The following is a 14,007-nucleotide window of genomic DNA, read 5'->3' as shown; positions in this document are numbered from 1 at the left end:
TCTGCTGAGTTCCAGCCGGGCCCACCACCCCGCCCCTACACTCCGAGCGAACCCTTCGACCAGGCCAGATAGCGAACCGCCACTGGAGTACTAGGACGACTGTCCTAGGCGGAATGCCAGAACCCCAGGACATCTGTCCTAGCCGGGCAAGGGGGGATTCGCAGGCGCCGTGACCGACGGCGCCGGGCCGCGCTCGTCGCCCCCCTGGCGGGTCGAAGCCCCGTCGATGGCCGAGGTGGGCAGGCTCTCGCGGCGCGCCCGACTGCCTCGGCCAGGCGGGGCGGGGCCGACTCAGGCGTTCTGAGGAGAGGCCAGCTCCCCCGCCATCGCGGGTGCGCCGCGTGCGTCAAAGGCACGTAAAGATTGCCGGTGGCAGGCAATGTGCGCGGGGCGCGCGCGGTGGCACCATGCGGTTGTCCGGCGAGATCACCGGTCTGACAGGGGAGGTGCTCATGGGCTTGTTTCTGGGTCTCGGCATCGCGGGGATCGTCCTGCTGCTCTGCTCGCTGGTGTTCGACGGGGTGCTGGAGGGGATATTCGACGGCGCCCTGGACGGACTGCTCGACGGGTGGCTGTCGCTCCCGGTGATCGCGGGTTTCGTCTCGATGCTCGGCTTCACGGGGGCGATCGTGCTCGGGTCCACCGGACTCGGGCCGGGAGCGGCGACCACCGCCGGACTGCTCGCCGGTACGGGGGCCGGCTGGGCGACCTACCGGCTCAGCCGCGCCCTTCTCCGGGACCGCAGCGGTGATGCCCCGCGCCGGGGCGACCTCGTGGGGTCTTCCGGAACCGTGGTCACCGCCATTCCGGCGGGCGGTCGTTACGGCGAGGTCCTGCTGAGGCTCGGCGGCCAGCCGGTCAAGTACGCCGCGGCCAGCGAAGGCGCCGCACTGCCTCGTGGCGCCGAGGTGTGGGTGACGGCCGTTCCGTCGTCCACCTCGGTCACCGTCCGGGCCGTCGAGCGCTGACGAATCCTTTCTTCCACCTGCTCTACGGGAGTTGTGCCATGAGTCCTGTCGTCACCGCCGTCGTGGGGGTGGTCGTCCTCCTCGTCCTGCTCGCCCTGGCCGTCGTCACCCGCTACAAAGTCGCCGGCCCCAGCGAGGCGTTCATCATCACGGGCCGCCGCGGCAAGAGGTCCACCGACCCCGCGACCGGTCAGGTCGTCACCGACAACAGCGGACAGAAGGTCGTGGTGGGCGGCGGGGTGTTCGTCGTCCCCTTCGTGCAGCAGCGCTTCACCCTCGACCTGTCCAGCCGCCACATCCCCGTCGCCGTCCGCGGCGCGGTCACCCTGCGCGGTATCAAGGCCAACCTCGAAGGCGTCGCGATCGTCAAGGTCGGCGGCACCGAGGACGCCATCCGCGCCGCCGCCCAGCGCTTCCTCCAGCAGCAGGACGGCATCGTCGGGTTCACCCAGGAGGTCCTCTCCGGTGCGCTGCGCGCCATCGTCGGCCGCATGTCGGTGGAGGACATCATCCGCGACCGCGCCGCCTTCGCCGGGCAGGTCGCGGAGGAAGCCGAGGCGAGCCTGTCCGGCCAGGGGCTCGTCCTGGACGCCTTCCAGATCCAGGACATCACCACCGAAGGTTCCTACCTGGAGGACCTCGGCCGGCCCGAGGCTGCCCGCGCCAAGCAGGAGGCCGACATCGCGGAGGCCAACGCCCGCCGGACCGCCGAGCAGGCCCGGCTGAAGGCGGAAGAGGAGATAGCCGTCGCGGAACGCACGCTGTACCTCCGCCAGGCCGAGATCAAGGCCGAGACCGACGCGGCAGCCGCCCAGGCCAACGCGGCGGGCCCGCTGGCCGAGGCGGACCGCCAGCAGCAGATCCTCACCGAACAGGAGAAGGTCGCCGAGCGCCAGGCCGCCCTGACCGACCGACAGCTCGACACCCAGGTCCGCAAGCCCGCCGACGCCCGGCGCTACGAGGCCGAGCAGGAGGCGGAGGCCAAGCGGGTGGCCCGGGTCAAGCAGGCCGAGGCCGAGCGCCTCGCCGCGATCGCCGCCGCCCAGGCCGAGGCCGAGCGCGCCCGCCTGACCGGTGAGGGCGAGAAGCAGCGCCGACAGGCCCTCGCCGAGGCCGAGGCCATCGAGGGCGCCAAGCGCGGTGAGGCCGAGCGGGCCCGGCGCGCCGCGATCGCCCAGGCGGTCCAGCTGGAGGGAGACGCGGAGGCCGCGTCGATCTCGGCGAAGGGCGCGGCCGAGGCCGAAGCGATGAACAAGAAGGCCGAGGCCTTCGAGCGCTACGGCGACGCCGCCGTCCTCCAGATGCTGGTCGAGGTCCTCCCCCAGGTCGTCGCCAAGGCAGCGGAACCGCTCGCCGCCATCGACAAGATGACCGTCATCTCCACCGACGGCGCGAGCAAGCTCTCCCGCACCGTCACCGACAACGTCGCCCAGGGCATGGAACTCCTCAGTTCCACCACCGGCGTCGACCTCACCCAGCTCCTCAAGGGGCTCACCGGCCCGGCGTCGCCCGCAGCCCCGGAGACGACCGCGCCCAACGGGAAGATCGAGATCGCCGGCTGACCCCTCGGGCAGCTCGCCGTGAGGCCCGCCACGACCGGGCGGGTCTCACGGCCGATGGAGGCACGGGAGCGGGGCCCCGCCCGTGTCCGAGGTGTGCCGAGCGGGCCGCTCTCCGACAATGGATCCCGTGACGTACGACGAAGGGCTGGCCCAGCGGATCCGGGAACAGCTCGGCGAGCGGCCCGACGTCGCCGAGAAGCGGATGTTCGGCGGCCTCGCCTTCCTGCTGCACGGCAACATGACCGTGGGCGTGGTCGGCGACGAACTCATCGCCCGGGTGGGCCCTGAGCAGGCCGAGCAGGCCCTCGCCCGCCCCGAGGCCCGTCCCATGGACTTCACCGGACGCCCGATGCGCGGCTGGGTGACGGTCGGCGGCCCCGCCCTGGCGGAGGACACCGTTCTCGACCACTGGATCACGACGGCGACGGCCTTCACCGACACTCTCCCGCCCAAGTGAAGTCGGTACTCGCCGCTCCAGCAGCGTATTGGGCGCTGCCGGGCTCCTTCTCCGGGCGCCGCGCAGCTGTCGCCGTCACGCCGCTCTCCGGCAATGCCCCGCGCCAGCTCTCCCGTTCTCACGGCTCCCAGGGTGGTAGCAGGCCCGGACGCACCAAAGGCCGCCCTCCCACTAGTGAGAGAACGGCCTCCGACCTGCTGAAAGCACGGTCGGGACAAGAGGATTTGAACCTGCGACCCCTTGCCCCCACCGGCGCGGACCACCCGGGTGCCCGGCCAACCGGTCGTGACTGCCCTTCACGGTGCCGCGGGGCTGCCTTCTGTCGGCTCGGCTGCTGCGGCCGGCAGGTCCTGCACCTGCCGGTCGTAATCGTCGAGCAGCTGGCGGAGGTGGTCCAGCGACTCTGCCGGTACGTCGGCCGGAGCGGACTCCACGACGTAGCGGGCAGCCGTGACCAGCGCGGACAGTTCGTACACGTGGAACGTGCCCCGGAGTACCGCCGGGCGCAGCCTCTCCAGCAGCATCGGTCAGCCCTTGGAACGGACGTATTCGACAACCTGGCCCAGCTCGGCGGCGAACTGATCGTAGTCCTCCTGCATGCCGTTGATGTAGGCACTCCAGCCCAGACTCGCCTTCGCGTAGTGCACGGCTTCCTGGATCTCCTCGTCCGTGGCACCGAAGAGCTTGGCGGCCTCGGTGTGGAAGAGGCTGCAGTACCGGCACTTGGTCTCGGCGTGCAGCCCGACGCCGATCAGCTCCTTGTACTTGTTCGGGATCAGGGTTTCGCCGAGTTCGATCCGCTTGAAGATCTCCCACTCCGGGCCGAGCAGCTCGGTGGGAATGCTCTGGAAGAAGTGCGGCACCAGGCCCAGGGTTTCCTTGATGTCCGCTTCGACATCGGCGCGACTGACCGTGGTCGTCATGACGACAGCCTCCTCCGAAGGCTCCGCGTGCCCGACCGGGCTCGCCCGCGCCGACCGCGAGCGTGTCGGCACCGGTCATCCGCGGGCTCGGACCGCCGTTGCGACCACATGCCACTGCTCCGGCGGAGGGCGCCCTCTGGCACCGGCGGGCCCTCATCTCAAGCCTACGCATCTTCGCCCCCTCCGGCGACGGACGGAGGCCGGCCCACGCGGACACGCGGCACGGACGGTGATCGTCCCATGACACCTGATGCACGGCCGGGAGCCCGCCGGCCGCGCGGCCGCCGGACACATCGGGCCCCGTCCGCACAGTCGGCCGACACCACGGGCACCTTTCTCCCGGGCGCGCAGACCGGGGGCCGCGGATAGCGTGGAAGAACAGCGACCGGCAGGTGAGGCCATGACGGACAAGAACTACGACGCCATCGTCGTCGGGGCGCGCTACGCGGGGGCACCGACCGCGATGCTGCTGGCCCGCCGGGGCCACCGGGTGCTTCTGGTGGACCGCGCCCGCTTCCCGAGCGACACCGTCTCCACGCACCTGATCCACCCGCCGGGCCTTGCCGCCCTGGACCGCTGGGGCCTGCTGAGCCGCGTGACCGCCGGCGGCCTGCCGGAGATCGCCACCTACGCCTTCGACCTGGGACCGGTCTCCCTGGCGGGCTCCCCGGCCGGGTACGGGTTCCCCGGCTCATACGCACCGCGCCGCACCGTCCTGGACAAGATCCTCGTGGATGCCGCCTCGGAAGCGGGCGCCGAGGTACGGGAGGCGTTCTCCGTCGAGGAGTTGGTGACCGACGGCCAGGGTGCGGACGGCGTCGTGACCGGGATCAGGGGCCGCGAACACGACGGCCCGCAGGTGACGGAGCGCGCCCGGGTGGTGATCGGCGCGGACGGCGCCCACTCGTTCGTCGCGCGGGCCGTCGGAGCCGCGTCGTACGCCGAGAAACCGAAACTGCAGACCAGCTATTACACGTACTGGTCAGGCCTCGGGTTCGAGCACTTCGAGGCCTTCCTGCGGCCCGACCGGGCGTTCGCGGGTGGCCCACCAACAACGACCTGACCCTGCTCATCTGCAGCTGGCCGATGCGCGAAGCCGAGGCGCACCGGGCCGACGCCGAGGCGGAGTACCTGGCCACCATCGCTCTGGCGCCCTCCCTCGCCGAACGGACCGCCTCGGCCACCCGCGTGGAGCGGCTCGTCGGGACCGCCGTCCCGAACTACTTCCGCACACCGTACGGACCGGGCTGGGCCCTGGTCGGGGACGCCGGCTACCTCAAGGACTTCATCACCGCGCAGGGCATCCAGGACGCCTTCCAGGACGCGGAGCTGTGCGCCCGGGCCGTCGACGAGGCCCTCACCGGACAACTCCCCTTCGAGGACGCCATGCGGAGCTACCAGGAGGCCCGCGACGCGCGGGTCCAGGAGATGTACGAGTTCACCGCCGACTTCGCCAACCTCGACCCGCCCACCCCGGAAATGCAGCAGCTGTTCGGCGCCATCGCGCAGCGGCAGGAGACGATGGACGGGTTCGCCCAGGTGATCGCCGGGGTAACCGTTCCTTCGGCGTTCTTCTCCGACCCGGCCTTGGCCCCCTCGGCGGGCTGAGCCGCCGGTCCGCACCCCGCGGAGGGACAGGCAACCCTCACTTCGCGGGCTGCTCCATCCACATGTCCGCGCCGGGGTCGCCGCCCTCGGCCCGTACCGCGACGCGGTCGACGCAGTTGCTGCCGGCCCTCGGCGTGCGCGGCACAGGCCTCCGCTGATCCAGGGGTCGAGGACCCAACGCAGCAGGAGTAGCGAGCAGGGTGAGAATCGTCTTCGGCTCGCGGGCAGCCCCGGCCGTGCCCGTCGGAGCGGATGGGCGCCGCGGAAGGGCTCGAGGTGGAGTCGCTCGATCGCCTCGATCACGAACCGGGCGAGGTGGTCCTCGGGTAGCCAGTCGCGTTGGTCAGGGACTGCAGGCTTCCACCAGCAGTTGGTCTCGATCGCATGTGAGGAAGCTCTGATGCATGCCCCGGTGGTCCAACGCAGTCCGGACGGCGGAAGGTTTGTGCGACAGCCTCTTGGGAATCAGGTGCCCCACGCGCGGCCTTCGTCGTACGCGGCTTCGGCGGCGCGGCGCACGAGGGCGGACAGGACGGCCCCGGCCAGGGCGTCGGGTCCGTGCTCGGTGAGGAGGCGTACGGCGAGGTACTCGGAGCGGTAGACCTCGGCGTTCCCGGAGGCCAGCGTGCGGCCCCAGTAGGGACGGGTGGCCGTGAACTCCGGGTCGGTGACCGGGGAGCGGTAGTCGGTGCCGGTCAGGGCGAAGCCCAGCCCGTCGCCCTGCGGAACCAGGGTGAGGTCGAGGGGCTGGGCGTTGACGGCGAAGCGGTGCCGTCCCAGGCGTACGGTCCGGCCGCCGTCCGCGTACAGCTCGGCGCGGTCGCGCCGGGCGCGGGCAGCGCCGGGCCCAGACCCGCACTGCCCTGAACCGCTCCCGGGATTCGAAGACACCAGACGCAAGCGGACAGCGTGCAGCTGCTCGCTGCTGTCACTCACTGAAAGCCCCCTGCCGGTCTCCGCTCGTCCTGCATGAGCGGAACGGACATCTGCGCTGGTCAGCAACGGTACAGGCGGTGCACCAGGGCAGACGAAGGCCCCCTCGTGATCTCCGGAAACCCGTCCCTTGGCGCGGTATCAAGGGAAACCGGCTGGTCACGGCGCTCGTGAGCGGTGCGGTGGTCGCCTGTCCTCGCAGGCTGGAGGTATTCACTTCCCTCCACCTCCCGGAGGCCATCCCCATGCGTGCCAACGCCGGCCGCGGCCGTATCTACCGCCGTTGTGGCTGCCGGGACACCCACCGTCACCAGATCGGGGCTTGCTGTCCTCACCTGGTCACCGACAGCACGCACGGATGCTGGGCCTTCGCCGTTGATGTCCCTGCCCCGGACCATCGCCGGACGACGGTACGCCGGAGCGGCTTCGTCAGCCAGGACTCAGCCGAAGAAGCATTGCGGCGGTTCCTCGAGGGCGAGGCCGGCGGATTCGACGCCGACCCGAACCAGACCGTCGCCGCCTACCTCAACGCGTGGCTCACCGCGAAGGCCCTCGTCCTGAAACCCACCACGATGGCCCGGTACCGCGACTACGTCCGCAACGACCTCATCCCCGCGTTCGGCACCCTCAAGCTCGACCAGCTCGCCCACCGGCACACCTCGGCCTACGTCACCTGCCAGCTCGCCGCCGGCCGTGGCCGCACCACCCTGTACCGGTGCCTGGCCACCCTCTCAAGCGCCCTGGGCGACGCCGTCCGGCAACACCGACTCCCCCACAACCCGGCCCGTCCCCCGGTCCTACGACGACCGCCCTCGCCGGAACGGCGCATCTGGACGACGGAGGAGGCTGCCCGCTTCCTCGACCACTGCCACCGGGCCGACCCCGAGATGGCCGACCTGTTCGAGTTCCTCATCGGCACCGGCATGCGCAAGGGCGAAGCCTTCGGCCTGCACTGGGACGACGTCCACCTCGACCAGGGCGTGCTCTATGTCCGCTGCACGCTCTCCGCCATCGACAACAACCATCTCGTCATCACCACACCGAAGACCCGCTCCAGCCGCGGCTGGGTGGCCATCTCACCCCGCGTCACCACCGCACTTCGCCGCAGGGCGCTATCAGCACCCCGAACCCGCGGAGATCCCAACGACCCATTCGCCGGGCTGGTCTTCTGCCGGCCCGACGGCCGCCCGCTCGGACCACACCTGGTACTCGACCGGCTCCACCGGCTGTCCGAGGAAGCCGACGTCCCCAGGGTCACGGTCCACGACCTGCGCCACCTGGCCGCCACCATCACCATCACCGCCGGCGTGCCGCTGACCGTGGTATCCAAGACCCTGCGGCACTCCACCCTGTCGACCACCGCCAACATCTACAGCCACCTCACCCAACAGGCGGCCCGCGAAGCCGTCGACACCATCGGCCACACGCTCACCGGAGCCGAGAAGGCCAACCACGAAACGGGCCGTACGGCGTGGCTGCGACCACCACGCGACCACATCCACCGGCTCCGCGAGGTTGTCCGCCGACTCCGCTCCCCCGTGCCGCCGACCTTCAGCGCTACCGCCGACCGGCCACGGACCGGACGTGCGACCACATTGCGACCACCATGGCCCCGGACGCACGAAAGGCCGCCTTCCCACGAGTGAGAGAACGGCCTCCGACCTGCTAAAAGCATGGTCGGGACGACAGGATTTGAACCTGCGACCCCTTGACCCCCAACGCCAGGCCCACAATCAGGACATGTGGTGCTATTTAAGGGCGGGGGCACGCTCGTGAGCTACTGCCTCGGGATGCCGAATGTGCGCCGCATCAGGCTGTCGCCCTTCGGCGGGCATGGGCACAGGGAGCGAGCGGCCCCGTGCTCCACCTGTCTGCGGAGTGCAGGGCGTTCTGGGTGCCGCCGCAGCGGGCCGGCGTCAGCCTGCGCGTACCGGACCGCTGCAGTATCCGGCGGACCATACTCAACCTGGCCTACACGGTCCCCGGCCACCAGGGCCCCCGCCACGCCGTCCCCATCCCTCCCGTATGGGTAGACGCGCGCGCCCGGGCCAAGCGCTGGTAGCGGCCCGGGGCCCGTGCGAGGCTGAGGTCATGAGGCTGAGGTCATGAGCACGGGAGCCGCCGCCTGTCTGGTGCTGCTGCGCCACGCCAAATCCGCCTGGCCGGACGTCGCGGACCACGAGCGGCCGCTGGGCCCGCGCGGCTTGCGGGACTCGCCCGCGGCGGGCCGCTGGCTGCGCGACGCCGGCTGCCTGCCCGCACTGGTGATCTGTTCCACCGCCCTGCGGGCCCGCGAGACCTGGGCCCTAGCTGCCGGACAGCTCGGCATCGAAGTCCCGGTGCGCTTCGACGAGCGGGTGTACGCCGCCGAGCCTGAGGACCTGCTGGAAGTGATGTCCGAAGTACCGGAGGAAGTACAGACGCTGCTGCTCGTGAGCCACAACCCGGGCCTGGCGGATCTGGCCGTCAGCCTCGCCCGGGAGGCCGTGGACGCCGCAGAGGCCGAGGCGATCAAGCGCCTGTCCGAGAAGTTCCCGACGTCCGCTATCGCGGTGTTCGCCTGCCCCGGTCCCTGGCAAGAACTCGTACCTGGCTCTGCCCGGCTGACCCACTTCGCCGTCCCCCGGGGCGCCGCCCGCTGACCTAAGCCACAGACCTGGCGGACCGCATCTGCATCCGATTGTCCTGGCCTGCCCCTGCTCCCGCTCCTGCTCCTGTATGCGCCTTGAGTACACTGATGATGCAGTCCACACCTTTTGTCTCAGCGCCTTCGCCGGAAGACCGGTGCAGCGCCGCGCGGGCTGCGGCGTGCACGATCCCCCTGGTTCGGAGTTCGACGATGGACGGAGAGCACCCGGGCACACCCCCGGCATTCACCGTGCAGTGGCAGGAGTGGCTGGCCGAGACCCTGCTCAGCGGGGTCGCGCACGATGAGATCGTCGCCGTCTTGCGGCAGCGGGGCTTCCCCCACTCGGTCGCCCGGCAGCTGATCGCCACGCAGGAGGAAGCCGCTGTCTTCCGCGTGGCGCACCGGCTCCTGGGCGAACACCGCAAGCTGCGTTCACTGACGGACGCGCTGAGCGACCAGTGGAGCCAGTCGCCGCGGGCGACGGCGGTTCCCGTGATGGATCCGCCGGACCCGGAGACGTTCTTCGAGCACTTCTACTTCGCGAATCGCCCAGTGGTCGTCCGTGGCCTCGTGGACCGGTGGCCGGCGCTTCACAAGTGGTCCCCGGACTACTTTGTCCAGGAGTTCGGAGACACGGTGATCGAGATATCGGCGGACCGGCAGGGCGACCCCCGGTTCGAGGAGAACTTCCCCGCTCACCGCCGCGAGATCACCATGCGCGAGTTCGTGGCCCACGTCATGGCGGACGAGGGCAACGACCGGTACGTGGTGGCCCGGAACCAGTTGCTCCAACGCCCCGCCTTCCACCGGCTGCTGGACGACATCCGCCACCTCCCCGGGTTCCTCGCTCCCGTCGCGCTCGGCAACGCGAAGCTGTGGTTCGGCCCGGCGGGCACGATCACGCCGCTGCACCATGACGGCTCCAACATCCTGTTCGTACAGATCCGGGGTTCGAAGCTCGTGCGCCTGGTGGAGCCGCACAACCTGCCACGCCTCTACGGGGACCCGGGCGGCCTCAGCCCCGTGGACCTCGGCGGGGTGGACCTGACCAGGTTCCCGGCGATGAGGAACGTGCCTGTGACCGAGGCGACGGTGCGCGGGGGCGAAGCCCTCCTCCTTCCACTCGGCTGGTGGCACTGGGTCGCTTCACTGGAGACGAGTATCTCCCTGTCGTTCGTCGGCGCGTTCGACCTGTCCGGCCACTCCACGAGCTGGCGTTATTCCTGAACCCGCACAGGCCGCCCGTCCCGGTTGCGGCCCGTACCCGACCGGCCGACACTGGGAAGTGCCTGTTCGGAGGGGCCCGGCATCGTCGGGCTGTGAGGAGCCGAGCATGAACGAGCAACCGGGCAGCGCCACCGGGCACAACCGTGAGGAGGCGCAGTCCAACGCGCGGCCGGGCGGCGCCGCGTCGCTCATCGCCTACTCCGTAGCGGATCACCCGCTGACCATCGAGCCCGCGGCAGCAGGCCGAGCCTGGATGTCCGCGACGCTCCAGCGCTACGCCAATCACTGCCTCCCCCTTCTGATAGCCAATCAGAGCGGTTGGATCCTCCTCAACGACATTCGCTTCAGGGCACGCTGGTCGGGGAGGGAGGAGCCGGACTCGTTGAACATCAGCCACGCCGGCAGGCCGGACGGACCCCCGCCTCTGGCGCACAGTCAGTTCGGGTACGGAATCATCACATGGAGCGTCCCCTACCTCTTCCGGACTCCTCCCGGGTTCAACCTCCACGTCCGCGGGCCGGCGAACTATCCGAAGGACGGCGTGTTCGCCCTGGACGGCATCGTGGAAACGGACTGGACGGCAGCGACCTTCACCATGAACTGGAAGGTGACGCGACCGTTCACGGACATCGTCTTCGACGAAGGGGAACCCTTCTGCATGGTCGCTCCGCAACGGCGGGGAGAGCTGGAGTCGTTCCACCCAGAAATCCGGGACATTTCGTCAATACCGGCGGACAACGCCCGCTTCCAGCTCTTCAAGAGCTCCCGGGAGGACTTCACGGCCAGGCTGAGACGGGGCGACATTCCGGCCGGCAGTTGGCAGCGCGACTATTTCCGCGGCCGCGACGCCGGAGCCGACGGCACCGAGCCGGCACACCAGACCCGGCTCCATCTCGAACGGTTCCGGGAGCGGCAGTGAACCGGCCGGCCCACGACATCCACCGCGACCACCCGGCCACCGGGGCCACCAGATGGGTGACCGATGACGAGCGGGCAGCGTACGAACGGGATGGCGCGGCCCTCCTGAAGGGAATCGTCCCCGCCGAGTGGGTGGCCTACATGAGCGCCGCGATCGACCGGCTGACGCAGCATCCCGATCCGTCGTCGCAGAACTACGCGGAGGCGGGGCAGCCACGCTTCTTCGGACAGTCGTTCCCGTGGCTGCTCGACGAAGCCTTCAAGGCGTGGGCGCTATCCGGGCCGATGCCCGTCATCGCGCGCCAGGTGCTGACCGGCGCCGACAGCCTGAACTTCTTCTACGACCAGGTCTTCGTCAAGGAACCGGGCACACCCAAACCCGCGCTCTGGCACCAGGACTATCCCTATTTCCCCCTCGACGGCGAACAGATCCTGCGCATCTGGGTACCGTTCGACATCGTGACGGATCGGAGCGGCGCACTCCACTACCTCAAGGGGTCGCACCGCTGGGGTGTGGTGTACGAGGCGCCCGGCTCCGGACGGATATCGGACTGGCAGCCCGATTTCGACGCGGAATACCTGGAGCACGACTGGCTGATCGGGGAGTCGGAACCCGGAGACGCTCTGCTGCACCACCCCAAGACCGTCCACGGGGCCCGTGCGAACAGCTCCCGGAGGCCTCGCCGGGCGGTGGCCGTCGTCTACACCGGGGACGACGTGACCTGGGATCCGCATCCGGCGGACATGTTCCACAACAAGAGCCAGACCGGCCACGTGACCCCGCCGGCCCTCGGACGGGGAGACCCCCTCGACTGCGACCTCTTCCCCAGGGTGTGAGCCGCTCGTGACGGCGCCGGTTCACGACGCGGAAAGCTGATGGCGTGCCGCGTTCAGAACGTACAGGGCCGAGGTCGTGAATCCCGCCTGGTGCTCCCCGTCGTCACAGCAACGGATGAGCCCGTCCTCGTCCTGCCAGCTCGCGAGCAGCAGGAGGCCGTCGCACACCTCCCGCCGTCCGGCCTCGCCGCGAAGGACACGCTCCTCCAACGCCGCGATCCAGCCGTGCCGGTCCGCTCCGGGCACGTCCCACAGCGCCCCCGGCCCCGCCTCCGTTCTCCCGGGGGCCCGGCCGCAGGGCCGCCCGGCCGCCGGCGAGACTGCCTGCGCAGCACGGGAGAGGACCGCATCGACCTCGCGCCTCACCCGGCCGCGGTGGGTCCGCCCGTCGGCGCGACCGAACTGCCCCACCGGGTACGGCCCCGGCTCCAGGGCCCGGCGGACCATCGTCAGAGCCAGCGCCACCACCAGGGTTGCATGGTGTGAACGGGGCCAGTTCTCAGGGCCGGATCGTTCCTCCGCGTAGCGGGGCCAGCTCCCATCCTCGCGCCGGGAGCTCTCCAGGAGGTCCAGGAAGGGTGCGAGGTCCACCGCGACGCGGCCGTCGCAGACAGAGACGGCGCCGCACACCAATTCCGCGGCGAGATCGACGCGGCCCGTGGCCACGGCACGCCGCAGCAACACGTCCAGCAGATCACAGACGTCCGACAGATCGATGTCCGGCCACACGGCACGGCGCTGCCCGAACTCGGTCGCGTACATCGCGGTGTGCGCCATCGCATAGCTCTCCTGCTCGGTGACCAGCAGGACGTTCGGGTCGGACACGAGGGAGGAGAGGGACAGGACATCATCCGGTCCGCCGCCGACGCTGATTCCCAGCACGCGGAGGAAGAAGAGCACGTCCAGACGGCGGTGCGGAGGGCGTTCGGTCCACAGTGGCACCCCGCTGCGCGTGATCGCCCGTACCAGGCGCCCCGCGGAGCCGTCCTCGCCCATGGTCACCAGGGCCGCGTACGGCAGGCCGTAGAAGTTGACGAAGTCACCGTTCCGGACGAGGAGATCGCGGTAGCCGGGCCTCTCCACCTCCTGCCGGAGGTGCCGGAGGAACTTCTCCTGCACACCGTCGGCCGGGTGGAGCCGTGCCCGTACCAACGCGAAGAGGGAGGTGTCGACGAGCGGCTTCACACCGCCCAGGGCGGGGCCGGCCACACCGACCGAACACTTCGGGAGCTCGCGGCAGAGCCACGTGGTGGCGGCCTCCTCCAGGGCAGAGGCTGCCGCCGCCAGTGGCCGTGACGTGTCCGTCGTGGGGTCGGTGTTCACGTCGGCGGATCGATGGCCCCCCGCGGCTGTTCGAAAGCCGACGGCGGGTCGATGGCCGGCGGGACCATGTCTCCCGGCTTCTTGCCGGCCGACAGCCCGGACAGCCACTTCGCCTGGCCCTTGCCGCTCAGTCGCCACTGGTTCGCCTCTTTGGCGAGCCATTCGAAGTTGTCGGCGAAGCAGCCCGTGTCACAGACCTGGCCCCTGTCACGTTCGGCCTGGACCAGCGGGCCCAGGTAGCGCCAGTACCATTCGACGGGCCACCGCTCGAAGACAAGGCCGCCGTAGAGGGTGCCGTTGCGAACCAGCACGCCCGCGGTTTCGAAGAAGGACGCCACGGACGTCCAGGCGTCGTAGCCGTCGGAGATGCGGGGGTTACGGGCCCGGATCGCGTCGTAGTCGACCGTGGAGGGATCCATGCCCTCTCTGAAGTGGTCGAGGTACCAGAGGAAACCCCGCCGGACCGGCCCGTCCCTCGACATGTCGTACAGCTTGATCAGAAGCTGCGCGTCCTCGTGAGTGGGGCCTTCGGGGGCCTTCGATGTGGTCATGCACCCTCCAGAAGTAAACCCCCCTCCGTCAGAGTCTCCGCGGCTCCCGTCGGCGTCGCAACCCGGTACCG

14 protein-coding genes and 1 pseudogene are annotated in these 14,007 nt (G+C 70.3%); 10 read left to right on the top strand and 5 right to left on the bottom strand.

Going from position 1 to position 14,007, the window contains the following annotated elements; genetic code table 11:
• Positions 1-452: 452 nt before the first annotated feature.
• The 3 genes from ACGFYU_RS29240 (at position 453) to ACGFYU_RS29230 (ending at position 2,987) form a co-directional block, all read left to right on the top strand.
• Complete coding sequence (locus ACGFYU_RS29240) at positions 453-968, top strand: NfeD family protein (RefSeq protein ID WP_393830294.1); 516 nt, start codon at positions 453-455, stop codon at positions 966-968.
• A 38-nt stretch (positions 969-1,006) separates the two neighbouring features.
• The gene (locus ACGFYU_RS29235; RefSeq protein ID WP_393830293.1) at positions 1,007-2,530 is read left to right on the top strand and encodes a flotillin family protein; all 1,524 of its coding nucleotides are present in this window, start codon (positions 1,007-1,009) and stop codon (positions 2,528-2,530) included.
• A gap of 127 nt (positions 2,531-2,657) precedes the next feature.
• Positions 2,658-2,987, top strand: a complete 330-nt coding sequence (locus ACGFYU_RS29230) for a TfoX/Sxy family protein (protein WP_393830292.1) — start codon at positions 2,658-2,660, stop codon at positions 2,985-2,987.
• Between the two features lie 296 nt (positions 2,988-3,283).
• Here the strand turns inward: ACGFYU_RS29230 and ACGFYU_RS29225 are convergent, their stop codons facing one another.
• Together ACGFYU_RS29225 and ACGFYU_RS29220 are read right to left on the bottom strand one after the other, a co-directional pair.
• A complete protein-coding gene (locus ACGFYU_RS29225; RefSeq protein WP_393830291.1) occupies positions 3,284-3,511 on the bottom strand; it encodes a hypothetical protein in 228 nt (75 codons plus the stop codon).
• Positions 3,512-3,514: 3 nt separating this feature from the next.
• Entirely contained in the window at positions 3,515-3,910 is a 396-nt protein-coding gene (locus tag ACGFYU_RS29220) for a carboxymuconolactone decarboxylase family protein (RefSeq protein ID WP_393830290.1), read from the bottom strand.
• Positions 3,911-4,310: 400 nt separating this feature from the next.
• On the opposite strand from ACGFYU_RS29220, the gene ACGFYU_RS29215 reads away from it, so the two are divergent.
• Positions 4,311-4,973, top strand: coding sequence for an NAD(P)/FAD-dependent oxidoreductase (locus tag ACGFYU_RS29215; protein ID WP_393830289.1), 663 nt, complete (start codon positions 4,311-4,313; stop codon positions 4,971-4,973).
• A 23-nt stretch (positions 4,974-4,996) separates the two neighbouring features.
• Positions 4,997-5,518 carry an NAD(P)/FAD-dependent oxidoreductase gene (locus ACGFYU_RS29210; protein WP_393830288.1) on the top strand — a complete coding sequence of 174 codons (522 nt, stop codon included), beginning with the start codon at positions 4,997-4,999 and terminating at the stop codon, positions 5,516-5,518.
• Positions 5,519-6,001: 483 nt separating this feature from the next.
• On the opposite strand, the pseudogene ACGFYU_RS29205 reads toward ACGFYU_RS29210, so the two are convergent.
• Positions 6,002-6,358 (bottom strand): annotated as a pseudogene (locus tag ACGFYU_RS29205) (hypothetical protein); the annotation flags it as partial.
• A 548-nt stretch (positions 6,359-6,906) separates the two neighbouring features.
• On the opposite strand from ACGFYU_RS29205, the gene ACGFYU_RS29200 reads away from it, so the two are divergent.
• The 5 genes from ACGFYU_RS29200 to ACGFYU_RS29180 all read left to right on the top strand — a co-directional run bounded on the left by ACGFYU_RS29200 (position 6,907) and on the right by ACGFYU_RS29180 (position 12,062).
• Positions 6,907-8,097: a tyrosine-type recombinase/integrase gene (locus ACGFYU_RS29200; RefSeq protein ID WP_393830287.1), complete on the top strand. Its 1,191-nt coding sequence runs from the start codon at positions 6,907-6,909 to the stop codon at positions 8,095-8,097.
• A gap of 459 nt (positions 8,098-8,556) precedes the next feature.
• A complete protein-coding gene (locus tag ACGFYU_RS29195; protein ID WP_393830286.1) occupies positions 8,557-9,093 on the top strand; it encodes a SixA phosphatase family protein in 537 nt (178 codons plus the stop codon).
• A gap of 197 nt (positions 9,094-9,290) precedes the next feature.
• Positions 9,291-10,307: a cupin-like domain-containing protein gene (locus tag ACGFYU_RS29190; protein ID WP_393830285.1), complete on the top strand. Its 1,017-nt coding sequence runs from the start codon at positions 9,291-9,293 to the stop codon at positions 10,305-10,307.
• 106 nt (positions 10,308-10,413) lie between these two features.
• A complete protein-coding gene (locus ACGFYU_RS29185) occupies positions 10,414-11,226 on the top strand; it encodes a DUF6065 family protein (RefSeq protein ID WP_393830284.1) in 813 nt (270 codons plus the stop codon).
• Positions 11,223-12,062, top strand: a complete 840-nt coding sequence (locus ACGFYU_RS29180) for a phytanoyl-CoA dioxygenase family protein (RefSeq protein ID WP_393830283.1) — start codon at positions 11,223-11,225, stop codon at positions 12,060-12,062. The genes ACGFYU_RS29185 and ACGFYU_RS29180 overlap by 4 nt, the downstream gene beginning before the upstream one ends.
• A 21-nt stretch (positions 12,063-12,083) precedes the next feature.
• Here the strand turns inward: ACGFYU_RS29180 and ACGFYU_RS29175 are convergent, their stop codons facing one another.
• Together ACGFYU_RS29175 and ACGFYU_RS29170 are read right to left on the bottom strand one after the other, a co-directional pair.
• Positions 12,084-13,385, bottom strand: a complete 1,302-nt coding sequence (locus tag ACGFYU_RS29175) for a DUF6895 family protein (protein WP_393830282.1) — start codon at positions 13,383-13,385, stop codon at positions 12,084-12,086.
• A complete protein-coding gene (locus tag ACGFYU_RS29170; RefSeq protein WP_393830281.1) occupies positions 13,382-13,936 on the bottom strand; it encodes a hypothetical protein in 555 nt (184 codons plus the stop codon). The genes ACGFYU_RS29175 and ACGFYU_RS29170 overlap by 4 nt, the downstream gene beginning before the upstream one ends.
• Positions 13,937-14,007: the final 71 nt, after the last annotated feature.

Source organism: Streptomyces sp. NPDC048337, assembly GCF_043201175.1.
Classification (GTDB): domain Bacteria; phylum Actinomycetota; class Actinomycetes; order Streptomycetales; family Streptomycetaceae; genus Streptomyces.
Note: the sequence above shows the minus strand (reverse complement) of the source record. Positions and strands in the feature narration are given on the sequence as shown.

Bases quoted from the DNA above. Each gene is read 5' to 3' on its own strand.
- ACGFYU_RS29170 (WP_393830281.1), bottom strand. From the start codon at position 13,936: ATGACCACATCGAAGGCCCCCGAAGGCCCCACTCACGAGGACGCGCAG.
- ACGFYU_RS29185 (WP_393830284.1), top strand. From the start codon at position 10,414: ATGAACGAGCAACCGGGCAGCGCCACCGGGCACAACCGTGAGGAGGCG.
- ACGFYU_RS29235 (WP_393830293.1), top strand. From the start codon at position 1,007: ATGAGTCCTGTCGTCACCGCCGTCGTGGGGGTGGTCGTCCTCCTCGTC.
- ACGFYU_RS29190 (WP_393830285.1), top strand. From the start codon at position 9,291: ATGGACGGAGAGCACCCGGGCACACCCCCGGCATTCACCGTGCAGTGG.
- ACGFYU_RS29215 (WP_393830289.1), top strand. From the start codon at position 4,311: ATGACGGACAAGAACTACGACGCCATCGTCGTCGGGGCGCGCTACGCG.
- ACGFYU_RS29220 (WP_393830290.1), bottom strand. From the start codon at position 3,910: ATGACGACCACGGTCAGTCGCGCCGATGTCGAAGCGGACATCAAGGAA.
- ACGFYU_RS29210 (WP_393830288.1), top strand. From the start codon at position 4,997: ATGCGCGAAGCCGAGGCGCACCGGGCCGACGCCGAGGCGGAGTACCTG.
- ACGFYU_RS29225 (WP_393830291.1), bottom strand. From the start codon at position 3,511: ATGCTGCTGGAGAGGCTGCGCCCGGCGGTACTCCGGGGCACGTTCCAC.
- ACGFYU_RS29240 (WP_393830294.1), top strand. From the start codon at position 453: ATGGGCTTGTTTCTGGGTCTCGGCATCGCGGGGATCGTCCTGCTGCTC.
- ACGFYU_RS29195 (WP_393830286.1), top strand. From the start codon at position 8,557: ATGAGCACGGGAGCCGCCGCCTGTCTGGTGCTGCTGCGCCACGCCAAA.